Below are 16,554 nucleotides of genomic sequence, written 5' to 3' on the forward strand. Positions count from 1 at the left end.
GCCTTTTTTATTTTCTGATTTGGTTTTTAATGAATAAAGTATTCCATTTCAACCGCTGAATCATTTTCAAGTCCAGTCCACATTAAGCAGTAGGTCTGATCAATTGGGGCAGTAAATGTTTCAGTAATTGCTTTTGTTTCATGATCTTTTACCGGATAAGTCACTTCACTTTCCTGATGGTAGTGAAAGTTAAACATAACCGGCTTATTACTTTTAATACTGTAAGTCAGCTTTTGCCCCTCTTTTAATTCAGGACAAGCCTCACCAATTTGACCTTTGGAGAACTTAAAATAGCCGTAATGTTTTTGGGATTCATTGGCAAGTGCCGTGAACCCTACAAAAAAGGTCAAAATAATAATTAATAACTTCATAGTGCCTCCAGTTGCTTAATTTGCTCAGCGACTTTACCCAAAGTCGACTCAACTTCCTCAAGCTTTTCCTTTTCTTTATTGACGACCGCTTCAGGTGCTTTATCAGTAAAGTTCTTGTTGGACAGTTTGCCGCTGATACGCTGTTGCTCTTTCTCAAGCTTTTCCTTTTCCTTGTTGAGACGAGCCATTTCCTGCTCAACGTCAATCAGGCCAGCCATTGGAATTAGGATTTCCATTTTTCCCGCTAAAGCAGTTGCAGACATTGGTGCTTCCTGACCAGCTTCAAGCCACTCAATGGAATCCAACTTAGCCAGTTTGCTCAAGAAGGTACGGTAGCTGTCGAGACGAGACTTGTCTTGCTTAGAGCCATTACGGAACAATACGTTAAGTGGCTTGCCTGGTGCAATATTCATTTCGCCACGAATATTACGAACCCCAACAATAATAGTTTTTAACCATTCGATATCCTGCTCAGCCTGATCATTAATCAGTCCAGCCTGAGAAACTGGGAAGGGTTGTAACATGATGCTTGCATGGTTTTTAGTATCGATACCAGTTAATGGTGCAACACGTTGCCAGATTTCTTCGGTGATAAACGGCATGAATGGATGTAGCAAACGCATTAGACTTTCGAGCACAGACACCAGCGTATGGCGAGTCCCGCGCTTTTCAGCTTCACTATACTCGTCGCCATACAAAATCGGTTTAGATAGCTCAAGGTACCAATCACAGTAGGTGTTCCAGGTGAACTCATAGAGTGCATTGGATGCTAAGTCAAAGCGGTAATTGGCGACTGCTTTTTCAAACTCGGTAATGGTTTTCTGAAGTTCACTTTTGATCCAGTGGTCGGCAACACTCAAGGTCATCTCGCCACCATTGATACCGGTGTCCTGCTCTTCAGTATTCATCAGAACATAGCGCGCTGCATTCCAGATTTTATTACAGAAGTTGCGGTAACCCTCAACACGGTTCAAATCGAAATTGATATCGCGTGAGGTTGAGGCCATCGCGCAGAAAGTAAAGCGCATGGCATCAGTACCATAGGGTGCAATTCCTTCGGGGAATTCTTTACGAGTGCGTTTGGCAATTTTTTCCGCATCTTTGGGGTTCATCATGCCGGTGGTACGCTTTTCCACCAGAGAATCTAAATCAATGCCGTCGATAATATCGATAGGATCCAGAACATTACCTTTGGATTTCGACATTTTCTGGCCATGCTCATCGCGAATCAGGCCTGTGATGTAGATTTCCTTGAAAGGAACCTTTCCGGTGAACTTAAGCCCCATCATGATCATGCGGGCAACCCAGAAGAAAATAATATCGAAACCTGTTACCAATACACTTGTCGGTAGGAAAGTTTCCAGCTCAGGTGTTTCTTCCGGCCAGCCAAGTGTCGCAAATGGCCAAAGGGCAGAGGAGAACCAGGTATCCAGAACATCCTCATCGCGACGTAGTTTAATATCGCCAAGATTATGTTTCTGGCGAACGTCTTCTTCGCTACGACCAACGTAGACATTGCCATCATTGTCATACCAGGCTGGGATTTGATGGCCCCACCAAAGCTGACGACTGATACACCAGTCCTGAATATTTTCCATCCAGTGATAGTAGGTGTTTGACCAGTTTTCGGGAACAAATTTGATATCGCCATCTTTAACCGCTTTCAGCGCTGGTTCTGCTAATGGCGCAATTTTGACGTACCATTGATCAGTCAGATAAGGCTCAATCACAACACCACTACGGTCACCGCGAGGCACTTTCAATTTGTGTGGTTCAATTTTTTCGAGCAGACCTAATTGTTCAAAGTCTTCCACGATTTTCTTACGAGCTTCGTAACGGTCTAAGCCGCGGTAAGCTTCAGGAGCAGTATCACTGATGTGTGCAGTGGGTGTGAGCACATTAATCATTTCTAGATTATGTCGCTGACCCATTTCATAATCGTTAAAGTCATGCGCTGGTGTAATTTTCACACAACCAGAACCAAAGTCTTTTTCCACATAGTCATCAGCAATGATTGGAATTTCGCGATCAGTCAATGGTAGCTTGATGGTTTTGCCAATCAGGTGCTGATATCGCTCATCTTCAGGATGAACAGCTACCGCGGTATCACCGAGCATGGTTTCTGGTCGAGTTGTGGCAACTACTAAATGGCCTGAGCCGTCAGACAAAGGATATTTTAGGTGCCACAAATGACCATTTTCTTCGTGAGATTCAACTTCCAGATCAGATACCGCAGTTAACAGCTTGGGATCCCAGTTGACCAGACGCTGACCACGGTAAATCAAGCCTTCTTCATAGAGGCGAACAAAAACTTCAAGCACCGCATCGGATAAATCGTCATCCATGGTAAATGCTTCGCGCGACCAGTCACAGGAATCGCCCAAACGGCGCATTTGGCGGGTAATGGTTCCGCCTGAGTGTTCTTTCCACTCCCAGACTTTATCAATAAACGCATCGCGTCCTAGGTCATGGCGGCTTTTGCCTTCTTTATCCAGCAAACGTTCAACTACCATCTGAGTTGCAATACCGGCGTGATCGGAACCCGGTTGCCATAAGGTATTGTCACCTTTCATGCGGTGATAACGGGTTAGCGCGTCCATAATCGTGTGCTGGAAAGCGTGGCCCATGTGCAGACTGCCCGTGACATTGGGCGGAGGGATCATGATGCAGTAGCTATCATCACCACCTTTTGGTGAAAAATAGTCATTATCTTCCCAGGTCTTGTACAAGTTTTGTTCGATCGATTTCGGGTCGTATGCTTTTTCCATGATTAGGTCTTAGCCAGTTGAACGTTATTCGTAGTGAAGCCCTGAATTATAGCGTCTATGGCTTAGATATCTAGGATTTGTTGAACTTTCATGCCGCTTTTATGCTAACAAATCCTAGGCTTGAGAGGTTATTTTGCTGGTTTTGCAATATAGATAAAGGAAGGAGGGATATTCAGCGCAATCCATTTGGATTTGGTTTCAGGAAAGTACTCCATGATCAGTCTGCGATCCTTTGGTAAATACTGGTACTGAACAAATAAACCATTGGGTGATAGCACCTGGTGAATTTGCTGTAATAGATCGCGTTTCATCTTCTCATCGAACAGGGCAATCGGCAAACAAGACAGCAAAAAATCAACACTATCAGGCTCAAAGTCGTTGGTTAGCTCTAATGCGGAGTGATTATTGATGCTGAAGCCGGGGTGCTTGATACCCTGTAGTAGAGGCAGAAGCTGGTCGGAAAGTTCGTAAGCCGTTAATTTGGCATCATCATTCATAGTTGCAAGCAGATGGCGTGTGATTACACCATCTCCAGCACCCAGTTCAATTAAGGTTTTAGCTGTTGGTGGTATAGTTTTTGCAATCTTCTTAGCCAGAAAGCGTGAGCTTGGGGCAATGCTTCCTGTGCTCTTAAGGTTTTTAAGGGCGTATCGGGTAAACCCATTCATACAAAATGTCTCGTCTAAGCTATTAAAATTATTATAAATTTTGTTTAAAAAATTAATGTTTTTTATGTTGCAAAGGATAGCCGTGTCCCCGATAGAACTTATAGCGTTCACGAGCACTTTCTTTGTGTTCTTCCTGATTTGGCACTATCTCATAGCATTTGAGAAAGTAACTGAAAAAAGGTTGCACGTCACGCGAAAGATTTATCAGGCAGTCGTGCTGTTCTTCGGGAGGTTGAGTAAATCCAATCTGCACCGGAGGGGCTTTTGCCGGCCCTTCACCAACCAGATTATGAGGTATAAACTCGTTTAAATCCAAAGCCCAGAGGTATTCATCAACTGCATGCGCCTGTTCCTGATCGTGTGCGTGGATATAGACTTTCCGCCCTTGTTTGTAGAGGCTTTTAACACATTGACCAATCAGGCGAAGATAAGCTTCTTCGCCTGGTTGGCTTTCAAGAATATGGAACTCGACCTGCGTCATAGTTACTTGATTCGGTTAAGAACAATTTGTGACAAAAGGGGAACAGGTCGGCCGGTTGCACCTTTTTTGGCACCGCTGTTCCAGGCTGTACCCGCGATATCAAGGTGAGCCCAGCGGTACTTCTTGGTGAATTTGGCCAGGAAGCAGGCCGCAGTAATGGAACCTGCTGCACGTCCACCAAGGTTGGTAAAGTCGGCCACATTACTCTTGAGTTGCTGGTGATACTCTTCCCAGATTGGTAAGCGCCAAACGCGATCGTTAGTAATATCACTGGCAGATTCGATTTCATTTGCCAGGCCGTTATGATTACTCATCATGCCAGAGGCTTCGTGACCCAAGGCGATAATGATGGCGCCAGTTAAGGTTGCAATGTCGATAACGATATCTGGATCATAACGCTCGATATAGGTTAGTGCATCACACAACACCAAGCGGCCTTCGGCATCGGTATTTAATATTTCAATTGTCTGGCCAGATAGAGACGTCACTACATCACCTGGGCGAGTTGCGCGTCCACTAGGCATGTTTTCAGCTGCTGCTACAACACCAATGACATTGACCGGCAGGTTCATTTCCGCAATAGACTGCATCACACCGAATACAGATGCAGCACCGCCCATATCAAATTTCATTTCATCCATTGACGCGGACGGCTTAATGGAAATGCCACCGGTATCGAAAGTGATGCCTTTACCAACGAATACCACTGGCTTTTCATCTTTGTCGCCAGCCATGTATTCCATGCAGATTAACTTGCCTGGCTCATCTGAACCTTGAGAAACAGACACAAATGCACCAGCGCCCATGTCAGCTAATTCTGATTCATCCAGAATAGTGGTTTTCATGGCGTCATAGTGCTTGGCTAACTCTTCAGCACGTTTGGCTAGATAAGTTGGGTTACAGATATTGCCCGGTAAATTTGCCAGATCTTTAGTTAATGATTGACCTTTACTGATGGCCTGGGCATGTAGAATGGCTTTTTCACCCTCTGAAAGATCTGCACGCGACTCAACGAATAAAGTCATTTTTTTCAAAGGACGACGGGTTTCGGACTTTTTGCTCTTCAGCTCTTCGAACTGATATAGGCTTTCATTGGCTGCTTCAACTGCGAATCGAACTTTCCAATAGAGATCCTGTCCTTTAACATTGAGAAGAGGCAAGCAGCTAATGGCATCAGTAGTGCCTGTTTCATGAAGGAACTTGATGATTTTGCTACAGAGTTTTTTGTACTGAGATCCATCAAATTCGCGCTCTTTGCCACAGCCAACTAACAATACACGCTCACAACTGGTATGCGGAACATTATGTAATAAAAGTGTTTGTCCAAATTTGCCTTCCATGTCGCCGCGACGAACGATGGCGCTAATGTAGCCCTCGCTGATTTCGTCAATATGTTGAGCCTGAGCGGAAAGTTTACGTGACTCAAATACAGCAACAATCAGGCAACCGGTTTTTTGTTTTTCCGGACTGCCACTTTTTACAAAGAATTCCATAGATCACCTGCAAATCGTTGATTTTGGTTTATAATGCGCCATAGTTTAACCGATATGAGAATTAATACCAGCACAGCAACTCGCTGTTTGACAGGGTATTAAAGCTTGGGCATAGCCAGTAAAACCAAGGAATTCCTTTGATTTTAAGTCGTTATTTAAATCGCGAAGTGTTAACCAGCACCACTGCAATTCTCGGGGTGCTCTTTGCAATTTTTATGAGTCAGCGCATTGTTAAATATCTGGCGCAGGCTGCGGCTGGGGATATTTCCGGAACCATGGTCTGGCAAATGGTGGGTTTATATAGCCCGGTTCTGATTGGATTCTTGCTTCCGCTGGCTTTCTTTCTTGGTTGCCTGTTAGCTTTTAGTCGACTCTACGTTGATAGCGAAATGGCGGTATTACGCTCGGTAGGCGTCAGTGAGCGATTTCTGATCAAAATGTTGATGCCTGCGGCATTGATTATTGCCTTAGTAGGTGGGGCCGTAACTTTATGGTTATCGCCACAGGCTAATGAGCTGACCTATCAAATTCGCGATGAGCATGCCAGCAAGCTGGAGCTTAGTATGCTGACTCCTGGCCACTTTCAAGTGTTTCAGGAAGGTGAGGGTGTTGTTTATGCCGACTCTTCCGAACGCTCTACTCAGTTAGGGAATTTCTTCCTGGCAGAAATGCCTAGCGAGACCAATCCTAATACTCGTATTATCTCAGCTCAGAGTGCTGAGCGTTTTTACGACGAGTCCATTGATAAAAACTTTTTGCAGTTAAACGACGGGCATGTCTACGAGTTGGATGAGAATCAGCAGATTAGTAAGATCACGCAGTTTGAAAGTTATTTTGCACGTCTTGACGCTGAGCGCAGCATTGTTTCCCGTAGAAAAATCAGTGCAACATCAACCCCTGTGCTTTGGAATACTGCAGATGGTGCAAGTTGGGCTGAGTTGCATTGGCGTTTGGCCGTTCCGATTTCAGTTCCATTATTCATGTTCCTGGCTATCCCATTGAGTCGTGTGCGTCCGCGGGAAGGTAAATTCGCAAAAATGCTGCCAGCGTTGATGGTTTATATCGGTTACATTGTTCTCATCGTTGTTTTCAGGCGTGCGCTGGAATCTGAGCAGATTCCTGGCTGGATAGGCTTCATACCGATTTATCTGGTTATGTCACTGTTAGTTGCAAGACTTCTTTATTTGCATGGTCGAGCCAATACGGTAAATAACAAAAAACAGGATACCGATAAAGAGGAGGCTGGCTCATGAATATCCTTCGCTTCTATATTGGTAAAACCATTCTCGCCACTTCCATCATGACCTTGGCTATGCTGGCAATCATTCGAGTGCTGTTTACTTTGATTGATGAAAGCGGTGATTTTGGCAAAGGCAGCTACCAGTTTGTGGATGGCCTATCCTACTCGTTATTGCTTGCTCCCCAATATATTTACGAATTTTTCCCCATGGCGATTTTGATTGGCTCTATTGCTGGCCTGGGATTACTGGCCTCGCGCAGTGAGCTTACGGTTATGCGAGCAGCCGGCAAGACAACCATGCAGATTGTCGGATCCGCATTAAGTTATGGACTGATTTTAATCGCCTTTGCCATATTCCTGGGTGAATATGTGTCACCAAAAACTACTAGAATGGCTGAGGATATTCGTAATCGAGCTATTCTGGGTGATCAACTGGTGAAGGGTGAGCAGGGTGTCTGGGTTAAAGATGGTGGCAAGATGGTTCATGTTAAGGACGTGATTGGTAACGAGCGTATGGAAGGTGTCTCAATCTACCAATTTGACCAAAGCCAGACTCTAGAATCAGTTATACATGCTTCCAGTGCCTTGCTGGATAATAATATTTGGCAGCTAAAAAACGGTTATAAATCGATTATTACTCAGGATGGAATTGAGCGGCAGCGCTTTGACGCTTTCGAGTGGCAAACCAATATTGAAATGGAGAATCTATCAGTACTGAGCGACGATCCTGAAACTCTGGATATCGTTAGTCTCTACACGTATCGACAGTATCTGGCTAATAATGGACTGGAAACTCAAAGTTACGATCTGGCATTCTGGCGCAAACTTATTCAGCCCATCAGTACCGCGATTATGATTGTTCTGGCTGCTTCTTTTGTCTTTGGCCCGATGCGAAGTGTTTCAATGGGGGCCAGAGTGTTGGTAGGAGTTTTGACCGGAATGGCCTATTTCTTTGCGGTACGCACTTTTGGGCCGGTCAGTCTGGTATTCGGCATGCCTGCGATATTTGGAGCCATTTTGCCGCCAGCCATTTTTGCAGCTGGTGCCTGGTATCTTTTACGGCGAGCAGGTTAGTATCCTTTCACTGCTAAACTCAGTAAACGACACTTTTTATCGTTATTGTGCCGTGGATCGGTTAAAGTAACCACTTCGGCAATGCCAGATTGGGTTAAGTTGTTAGCAAAAGACTCCTTGTCGCACTGCTATGACGACTACCGAGACCTAATTTCAATATGCCTTCCCTACGTTTTCGTTACCAGACCATAGAATTTGGTGGTGCTGGTAATATGGATATCCATGTGCGCACTTTGCGCGACAAGCAGCAGTTTTCCGATATTAACCAGTCAGCAGAGAATCTTGGTATCAGTTCTGCCTCATGGCCTATTTTTGGAGTGGTCTGGGATTCGAGCCGAGTATTGGCCGAGCTAATGCATGACTTTGATATTAAAGGGAAAAGGATTTTAGAAGTCGGTTGTGGAATTGGATTAGCAAGCCTGGTTCTCAATAAGCGTGAAGCTGATATTACGGCCACCGATTACCATCCAGAAGTCGAAAACTTTCTAAACATCAATGCGCTGTTAAATAACGACCAGGTGATTCCATTTGTTCGAACGGGCTGGGCTGACGATGACTGTGGCATTGGCAGATTTGATCTAATCATAGGCAGCGATCTGCTGTATGAGTCTGAGCATGTTGAATTATTATCAGATTTTATTGATCAACATGCCAAGCCGAAGTGTGAAGTGATCTTAATCGATCCTGGCCGTGGCCATCATGCTAAGTTCAGCCGCAAAATGGTCGGACTCGGCTATGAGCATACACAAACAGCAGCGATTCCTAATGATGCTATGGCTAAAGGCTATAAAGGACAGGTATTGCGTTACGAGAGGTCTTAATCGTCTTTCTTATCAGGTAAAGCTACTACTCGCGTTCCACTGAGCATGTCATGCCAGCCCAGCTTTTTGCTATTAAACAGGCTGAATAGCATACCTATTCCCAATATTGCAGTGATGTCTCGAACCAGAGTCTGTCCCAAGGTGACCGGTTTACCGTTGTTTTGAACCAGCATCAGCTTCCAGGAACTCATGCCTACGGTTTGTCCGAAGCGGACATGAGAGCCGACGAAGTAAAACAGTATCAGTAGCGTGGGTAGAATCGAGTAAACTCTATAAGTTAGTGTGTCCTGCCAGCCGGTATCCACTTGCATATCTTCAACACCTAGTAACCAGCGGATCAATGGAAAAGTGAATAGTCCCCACAAAAACCAGATGGCAATGCAGATTAGTGCATCGTAAAGCCAGGCACCTAGCTTTTTAGTCAGTGGAGCAGGTGTGGTGACCAGTGGTTTAGGGGAAGTCGGTTTGGACATTGGCATTGTTTGGGCTGGTATTAATGTGGCGCTAGTCTACCAAAAGCGTCCACATGACTCCATATGAAACATTCCGTAACAGCATATCGGTAACTCTATTTCTTCTTGGCTTTATCAAGTCGTCAAATCTTGCTATAAAAGGTTCACGAACATTTCTTTGGTGATAATAATGAAGTTAATCAAGACGCTCTTTATTTCAAGCCTAATTTCAACTGGCTTATTGGTTGGTAGCCTGTCTGCTCAGGCCGGTGAAGATTACACACAATGGTTGCATGAATTTTTTGACAAGGTTGAAGAGTACAATCTTAAACAGAACCCTATGTGGGCCGCCAGTCGTGGTGATGAGTCAGCTAAAGGTAAATTGCGCGATGTTAGTCCCGAAGCCTACCAGGCGCGAAAAGTAGAGTTAGAGAAGCTTATTAAAGAGTTGAAGTCGATCCAGAGAGATGACCTATCAGCCGAAGATCAAATCAGTTACGACATGATGCAGTCGCAGCTGCAACAGCAGGTAGCTGAGATTGATTTCAAGACTTATGAAATGCCACTTAATTCAGAGTGGGGGTTTCATGTTGAAGCAGCCGGCTTAGCACAGCGAGTGAGTTTAAGAACGTATGAGGATTACGAAAATTACCTCACTTTACTGACTCAAATTCCAGGTTTCTTCCAACAGAACATTAGCAATATGAAAGCGGGCCAGGCTCGTGGTTTTAGCGTACCGAAAGCTGTGTTAGAAGGTTACAGCGATGGTATCAAGGCTTACATCAAGGACAATGCCATTGACACCGCATGGTTTGCTCCTTTCAATAATTTCCCGAAACACTTTACCGAAAAACAGAAAAATGAGCTGGTGAAACAAGCCAAGACCATCATTGGGCAGGTGGTGGTGCCAGAGTATCAAAACTACCTCAAGTTCTTTGAGGAAGAGTATTATCCAAACGCCAAGGAAACCATTGCAGCCTATGACTTTCCTGAAGGTAAAGCCTATTACCAGAATCAGCTGAAACTCTACACCACATTGGATATGTCACCGGATGAGATTCATGAGATTGGTCTTTCTGAAGTTAAGCGTATCCGAGCCGAAATGGAGCAGGTCATCAAGGACAGTGGTTTCGAGGGCAGTTTTGCCGAGTTTCTGGAGTTCCTAAGAACCGATCCTCAGTTTTATGCTAAAACGCCTGAAGAGCTGATTAAAGAAGCATCTTATATTTCAAAACGCATGGATCATAAGTTACCTCAATTTTTCGGAAAGTTGCCGCGCCAACCCTACGGAGTTGTACCTGTACCAGAAGCGATTGCGCCAAAATACACCACCGGTCGTTACTCTGGAGCGCCTCTGGATAGCACTCGTGCTGGCGAATACTGGGTCAACACTTACGCACTCGACAAGCGCCCTCTGTACAATCTGGAAGCGCTTACATTACATGAAGCGGTTCCTGGTCATCACTTACAAACAGCCCTGGCCAAAGAGTTGGAGCATCTACCGAACTTCCGCCAAAATACCTACATTTCAGCTTTCGGTGAAGGGTGGGGACTCTATAGTGAAAAATTGGGCCTGGAAGCAGGTTTTTATCAGGACCCTTATAGTAATTTTGGTCGACTAACCTATGAGATGTGGCGTGCAATCCGCCTGGTTGTCGATACCGGTATGCACACCAAAGGCTGGACGCGAGATCAGGCCATAAAGATGATGGAAGAAAATACCGCGCTTTCGACTCATAATGTACGCACTGAAATTGATCGCTACATCAGCTGGCCAGCCCAGGCACTGTCTTACAAACTTGGAGAGCTTAAAATTCTTGAGCTTCGTGCCAAGGCTGAAAAAGAATTAGGTCAAGATTTTGATATCCGAAAATTCCATGATGCGATATTGGCAAATGGTTCAATTCCTTTAAGCGTACTCGAAGATCAGATTGAGCAGTTTATTGAAGCTGAGAAAGCTTCAGTTGAGAAGGGAAGTTCGAAATAACCAACTATTAATAAACAACAACCAGTAGACTCAAAACCCAGCCGTTTGTGCTGGGTTTTTTATTGGCCAAGAAAAAAACTTGACTTGGTATGCTTAGTGGTCATAATGAAACCCTTGGGTATCATTAAGGGTTGTTTAGTTCTCTTCCGATGCCTCTATATCAATCATAATTTATGGAGAAATGATCTATGAAACAAAATAACTGTGCAGAAACGGTCGATAGGATGCAGCGAGGCGTAGCTTGGGGGATGCTGCTATGTGGGATCACTTATTTAATCATTCTTGCAGAAGATTTAACGCCTAAGGGTACACTTAATAGTATCTTGGATAAGGTTACACTCGGTGGTGTTGCAATCACAATGGCAGTCACAATTATTGCTATATGGCCGGCATTAAAACAAAAGCTTAGCGGACAGCTTATTGGCGCAAAGGAACCAGAAGGATTCTTGTCAGGCGCGATGCTTACCAGCTTTAAAAATGGCTGGATAGCGACAACGCTTAGCATTACCATTTTGCTTAGTTTGTCCTCTAGATTCGAACTTCTGGAGCTGCCTATACGGTTCTACTTTACTTCATTATTTGCCATTGCAGTTCTTTCAGTCAGCATAAGCTTCTTTTGGCTAACTCGTGAGGATGATCTGGAAAATATGGAGGACTAGCTTATGCATCCTGAAATCGATAATAGAATTCGTGTTTTTAGGGCAGAGCACCGAATGAGCCAAGGTGAATTAGCTGAGGCAATTGGTGTTTCAAGAAAAACCATTAGTACTATTGAGGTTGGAAAGTTCGTCCCTTCAACCATCATAGCTCTGAAAATTGCCAGATACTTCAAGGTTCCCGTTGAAGAAGTGTTTAGCCTGACTGACATGGAGCAGCAAAGCGCCTAAAAAGGGTAACGCTAGTATTGCAAAAACAGTCTGTTAGTTTATAATGCGCCTCACTTTTGGGACCTTGCCTAAAAGAAAGATTTAAAGCCAGAGTGGTGAAATTGGTAGACACACGGGATTCAAAATCCCGCGCCCTTAAAAGCGTGCCGGTTCGAGTCCGGCCTCTGGTACCATCTCAAAGCCGTTGTTTGAACAACGGCTTTTTTTTTTGCTCAAAATACAGTGAACTTAATCACAAAATGATTAAATACCTAAGTCATAACTGACTTAATAGAGCCCTTTTCTTTACGCTTATCTGTACTTATGCCATGAATAGCCAGCTCTGGCGTTTGAATTCCTGCCTTTTGTTTCAAGTACGTGTTTTAATAATTAATATAAATGTTTTAAAAACAATTGCTTAAAGTATAATGCATGTATGATTTTTAGTCGTTTTGTCGCCCGCCAGTGTTTTAAACTTGTGTTTTTTACAATTAGAAAATCTGATGATATAACCTTCTTGCCTTATAAAAACTAATCAAGGCGATGAAGGAATGCTTGCAGGGTGATATCAAAATAACAACTTGCAAGTGAAGCATCAGCTTATTAAACCTAGGGGGTAGAAAATGCTGAAGAAATCTTTCCTAAACAAGTTGTTGTTGGGGGCCTCATTAATTGGTGGTTCCTTAATGGCAGCCTCCGCAAGTGCTAATGTCGGTGTTGCTTTTGTTCATGGCACAGGCCAGCAAAGCGACGCCTATAATGATTATTGGACTGGTTCTATGATTCAGTCAGTGATTCAAGGCCTACCAAATTCAAGCAACTATACCGTTATCAATTGTGACTTTACTCAATACATGTGGGATAGCCGTGCATCAGGCTGTCTGGCAGGTCAGTTGACTAATTTTATCAATAATAAAGGCATTACCCAGATGACCCTGATCACTCATTCCAACGGTGGTAATGTGGTTCGCTGGATTCTCTCTAACCCAACCTGGGACAGTCGATTCCCTAATATCATTAACAAGACAAAAGAAGTGATTGCCTTGGCGCCTTCCAGTGGCGGTACTCCGTTAGCTGAAGCCGTGTTAAGCGGTAATGCTTTCGAGCAATCGCTTGGCTGGTTGCTTGGCTACCAGAATGATGCGGTTCGTATGCAGCAGGAGTCCTGGATGGCAAGTTATAATGCCAACTGGTTATACGGTACAGCGGGACGTCCTAGCTTGCCTAAACCTTTCGTTAATGTAGTTGGTACCGATGTTGAGTCGGCAATTTGGGATGGCGACAGTTACTGCGGCGGTTATTCGCAGAATGTTGGTCTTGAGTTTACTCAAAACTGGTTAGACAGCTGTTCTGATGGTTTCCTCAATTGTAGTTCGCAAAGTGCAGCGGGTTCTGTGTGGTTCTATGACAAGTGGTATACCAAAGGTGGTGAGCCTCTCAGTCACGCCCAAAGCCGTCGCAACTGCTTCTATCTAGACACATACCTACGTAACCGTATTTAAGGAGCCCGTCATGAAGAATATCGTATTAATTACTTCTACCACGCTGGCTCTTGTCTTGAGTTCAGCCGTTAACGCGAAAGACACCACCAGCTACAGTTTTGCAATTGAGTCTAGTAACAAGTTTGTTGTCAGTCATAGCGAGTATGTTCCCTCAACGCAAAGCCGTGAATACAGCATTGATGTTAATGGCCAATCATTGCAACGTGGTGTGTCTTTAACCACAACAGCACCAGGAGCTTTGGTTCGCATTTCTGCTGCAGATGGTCGTTCAGCTGTTGAACCGCAAATGATGAACATCAGCCAAAAGGGTGGCAAAAGTTTCGCCAAAGGCAGTGGCTTCGACATGCTGGTCGATAGCAACTCAATGCAGGCACAAGGCATTGGATTCCAGCGCGGAACCACCGGCTTTAAAATTGCCGATGAGCTGGGAAAAGGTGAGTTCACTCTGCAAACCAACCAAAAAATCAATCCAAACGGAAACTACCGCATCAATGTCTTTGAGAAAAATAGTGATACGGCGTTATATCTTAAATCGCAGCGTGGCGGATACTTCAAAGGTGATACTTTAAGTGTTGATGCCCATGTTTTTGATCAAGGTCAGGCGCAAACTATCCGTAATATTAAAGGGCAGCTAGTGTCGCCAACTGGCCAAAGTTATCCTGTGATTTTCAAAAAATCAGGTGATGGCTATCAGGTTAAAATGCCTATGAAGATGTCGGCTGATAATGTGCCCGGTGCTTTGTGGGAGCTACACACCGAAGTTAAAGCTCATGTCAATGGTAAACTGGTTCAGCGTAACGGTCGCGTACCATTTTCCTATGACGAAATGACCGCTTCAGTTGGCAGCAAAGTGCAAATTGTTGGTGGTGATAAGAACCTGAAAGCGATGGTTCCAGTGAGCGTTAAGCAAGACAGCCGTTTTGAAGTGCGCGGTGTTTTATATGGCACAGACAAAGCAGGTAACATGAAACCTATCATGACAACCCACACCGCACAGAATCTTGGTCGTGGTGCTGGTCAAATCATGATGGAGTTCGACGCAAAAATCTTAGCTAACAGTGGCCTTAGCGCACCTTATGAGCTGAGAAATGTAGAGTTGCGAGACCAAAGCCAAATGGCTATTTTAAAATAATCATCATTGTTTTGATTGATTCAGGCAGCTTCGGCTGCCTTTTTTTAATATTTAAGTAGTAACTGCCAAAACCCTACATCTACCCATTGATCAAATTTACGGCCAACCTCTTTCAAATGCCCGACTTTTTCCATGCCGAACTTTTCAAGCAAAGCGATGCTTGGATTATTAGGCAGTGCGACACTTCCTATTACTGCATGTATGTGATGTGCTTTTAATATTTCCAGTAATTCCTTGAAAAGCTTTGTCCCCCAGCCTTGACCTCTACTTTCTGGCGCAAGGTAAACTGAAGCCTCTACAGTATGCTGATAAGCAGAGCGGGCTTTCCATTGAGTGGCATAAGTGTAACCAATGATTTCGCCATCACGTTCGGCAACCAGCCAGGGGTAACCATGTTTTTCACACTCTTCAATACGCGCTATCATTTGAGTGACACCAATGGGCTCAACCTCAAATGTGGCGGAGGAGTTTTTTATGTAATGATTGTAGATGGAGGTAATATTTTCAGCGTCTTCTAATCTAGCTGGCCGAATCATTGCGTTATCTCTTGAGTCATTAGAACGGAGGGTATTGATTTAAGTTTAGCTTACCACAAATATAAAAAGGCCATCGAGTGATGGCCTAAAACTTATCTAACGTTTCTAAATCTGACTTAGATTCCCCAGCGGGCTTTGGTGCCTCTTACGTCAACATGCACAAAAGGTCCACGTACGGCGTTAGGTTTATAGACGCCGATACCACCGACAAGATCATCACGATGATCGTGTGTTTCTGGGTTGTTGGCGAATTCATAAAGACGCAGGGCATCTTTTTCATTCACTGCGCCATCACCATTGATGTCGTCCATACGGCCGTTGGCTAGCGTATCAATAAAAATATCAGATGCATCACCATAAACATGGCGGCTGTTTGCTACGTTGCCGATTGCTTTGTTATATGCTGGCGTACGATATCCGCTCATAATGACGAAGCTATCAGTGCGGATACCTTTGTTGTTCACATCGGTCAGCAGGTTCTCCAAATTTTCCAGCAGGTTCTGTCTTAACACCATGTACTTTGGGAAACCACTGGGTTGTTTGCACAGAAACTGTCCCAGCGTGAAATGCGGGGTAATTTTGGTATGCATGTTTTCTTTGGTCACTTCGATAAAGCCTTTTGGCGCAGCATAATTTGGCAGGCCCTTTAATGGAGATGGATACTCGCCAATCTTATAGCCATTCAGCACGCCATTTTTCATTTCTGAAGCAGGGCGCAATACAAACACAGATACTGTAATCTGATGACCGGTTTCCGCATCAGTGGTTTCCAGTTTGTATAGACCTGGTGCTTTAGGGGCTTTCCACAATAAGCCGCCATTTTTCCAACTCAGTTTCTGCCACTGCTGGTTCACTTGGATTCTGCTGGATAATTGTTGACGGCTCGATTTTAACTGTAATGATTGCTCAGGCATTACAGTATGAAAAAATACATCGTAGGGAATACTTTTGCTGTTAACGGATAGATCAAACTGGGCTTTACCGCTTTGATAGTCCTTAACCTGGGTAACTGCCTGGCTTAGATTTGGGGTTAAGATGCTGAGGCTTGCGATTAGCAAAAACGCCAACATAAATCGCCCTTTGTATAAGTCATTCAGTAAAATTTTCGGCACATATACTCCTTCACTGGTTACAGTGAACTTAAAATAAACAAAATTATGCCC

The 16,554-nt window shown here is 44.3% G+C and carries 16 protein-coding genes and 1 tRNA gene; 9 read left to right on the forward strand and 8 right to left on the reverse strand.

Translation table 11 applies throughout. The features are described 5' to 3' along the window. Positions 1-26: 26 nt before the first annotated feature. The 5 genes from B158_RS0105830 to B158_RS0105850 all read right to left on the reverse strand — a co-directional run bounded on the left by B158_RS0105830 (position 27) and on the right by B158_RS0105850 (position 5,781). On the reverse strand, positions 27-371 hold the full coding sequence (locus B158_RS0105830; protein WP_018624427.1) for a hypothetical protein: 345 nt from the start codon (positions 369-371) through the stop codon (positions 27-29). Then, the gene (locus tag B158_RS0105835) at positions 368-3,139 is read right to left on the reverse strand and encodes a valine--tRNA ligase (protein WP_018624428.1); all 2,772 of its coding nucleotides are present in this window, start codon (positions 3,137-3,139) and stop codon (positions 368-370) included. The genes B158_RS0105830 and B158_RS0105835 overlap by 4 nt, the downstream gene beginning before the upstream one ends. A gap of 128 nt (positions 3,140-3,267) precedes the next feature. Next, positions 3,268-3,807 carry a class I SAM-dependent methyltransferase gene (locus B158_RS0105840; RefSeq protein ID WP_018624429.1) on the reverse strand — a complete coding sequence of 180 codons (540 nt, stop codon included), beginning with the start codon at positions 3,805-3,807 and terminating at the stop codon, positions 3,268-3,270. A gap of 52 nt (positions 3,808-3,859) precedes the next feature. Then, positions 3,860-4,288 carry a DNA polymerase III subunit chi gene (locus B158_RS0105845; protein ID WP_018624430.1) on the reverse strand — a complete coding sequence of 143 codons (429 nt, stop codon included), beginning with the start codon at positions 4,286-4,288 and terminating at the stop codon, positions 3,860-3,862. Between the two features lie 2 nt (positions 4,289-4,290). Then, a complete protein-coding gene (locus tag B158_RS0105850) occupies positions 4,291-5,781 on the reverse strand; it encodes a leucyl aminopeptidase (protein WP_018624431.1) in 1,491 nt (496 codons plus the stop codon). Between the two features lie 137 nt (positions 5,782-5,918). Between B158_RS0105850 and lptF the strand changes: the two genes are divergently transcribed. From lptF to B158_RS0105865, 3 genes are all read left to right on the forward strand, one after another. Next, on the forward strand, positions 5,919-7,034 hold the full coding sequence (lptF, locus tag B158_RS0105855) for an LPS export ABC transporter permease LptF (protein ID WP_018624432.1): 1,116 nt from the start codon (positions 5,919-5,921) through the stop codon (positions 7,032-7,034). After that, on the forward strand, positions 7,031-8,095 hold the full coding sequence (gene lptG / locus B158_RS0105860) for an LPS export ABC transporter permease LptG (RefSeq protein WP_018624433.1): 1,065 nt from the start codon (positions 7,031-7,033) through the stop codon (positions 8,093-8,095). The genes lptF and lptG overlap by 4 nt, the downstream gene beginning before the upstream one ends. Before the next feature lie 158 nt (positions 8,096-8,253). Next, positions 8,254-8,916: a class I SAM-dependent methyltransferase gene (locus B158_RS0105865; RefSeq protein ID WP_018624434.1), complete on the forward strand. Its 663-nt coding sequence runs from the start codon at positions 8,254-8,256 to the stop codon at positions 8,914-8,916. Here the strand turns inward: B158_RS0105865 and B158_RS0105870 are convergent. Continuing rightward, complete coding sequence (locus B158_RS0105870; protein WP_156823046.1) at positions 8,913-9,389, reverse strand: RDD family protein; 477 nt, start codon at positions 9,387-9,389, stop codon at positions 8,913-8,915. The genes B158_RS0105865 and B158_RS0105870 overlap by 4 nt on opposite strands. 169 nt (positions 9,390-9,558) lie before the next feature. Here B158_RS0105870 and B158_RS0105875 point away from each other — a divergent pair, with 169 nt between their 5' ends. From B158_RS0105875 to B158_RS0105900, 6 genes are all read left to right on the forward strand, one after another. Beyond that, positions 9,559-11,355, forward strand: a complete 1,797-nt coding sequence (locus B158_RS0105875) for a DUF885 domain-containing protein (RefSeq protein ID WP_018624436.1) — start codon at positions 9,559-9,561, stop codon at positions 11,353-11,355. A 188-nt stretch (positions 11,356-11,543) separates the two neighbouring features. Then, positions 11,544-12,014 (forward strand): hypothetical protein, encoded by a 471-nt coding sequence (locus tag B158_RS0105880; protein ID WP_018624437.1) that lies wholly within the window; start codon positions 11,544-11,546, stop codon positions 12,012-12,014. 3 nt (positions 12,015-12,017) lie between these two features. Then, positions 12,018-12,242, forward strand: a complete 225-nt coding sequence (locus tag B158_RS0105885; RefSeq protein ID WP_018624438.1) for a helix-turn-helix transcriptional regulator — start codon at positions 12,018-12,020, stop codon at positions 12,240-12,242. An 86-nt stretch (positions 12,243-12,328) separates the two neighbouring features. Continuing rightward, positions 12,329-12,415 (forward strand) — tRNA-Leu (locus B158_RS0105890). A 492-nt stretch (positions 12,416-12,907) separates the two neighbouring features. Beyond that, entirely contained in the window at positions 12,908-13,723 is an 816-nt protein-coding gene (locus B158_RS0105895) for a lipase family protein (RefSeq protein WP_407635762.1), read from the forward strand. A 10-nt stretch (positions 13,724-13,733) separates the two neighbouring features. Next, positions 13,734-14,855 carry a DUF4785 domain-containing protein gene (locus B158_RS0105900; protein WP_018624440.1) on the forward strand — a complete coding sequence of 374 codons (1,122 nt, stop codon included), beginning with the start codon at positions 13,734-13,736 and terminating at the stop codon, positions 14,853-14,855. Between the two features lie 44 nt (positions 14,856-14,899). On the opposite strand, the gene B158_RS0105905 is transcribed toward B158_RS0105900, so the two are convergent. Both B158_RS0105905 and B158_RS0105910 read right to left on the reverse strand, forming a co-directional pair. After that, positions 14,900-15,391 carry a GNAT family N-acetyltransferase gene (locus tag B158_RS0105905; protein WP_018624441.1) on the reverse strand — a complete coding sequence of 164 codons (492 nt, stop codon included), beginning with the start codon at positions 15,389-15,391 and terminating at the stop codon, positions 14,900-14,902. Between the two features lie 116 nt (positions 15,392-15,507). Beyond that, positions 15,508-16,503, reverse strand: a complete 996-nt coding sequence (locus tag B158_RS0105910; RefSeq protein WP_018624442.1) for a D-Ala-D-Ala carboxypeptidase family metallohydrolase — start codon at positions 16,501-16,503, stop codon at positions 15,508-15,510. Positions 16,504-16,554: the final 51 nt, after the last annotated feature.

Origin of the sequence: Kangiella aquimarina DSM 16071 (assembly GCF_000374105.1) — a bacterium.
Lineage (GTDB): Bacteria > Pseudomonadota > Gammaproteobacteria > Enterobacterales > Kangiellaceae > Kangiella > Kangiella aquimarina.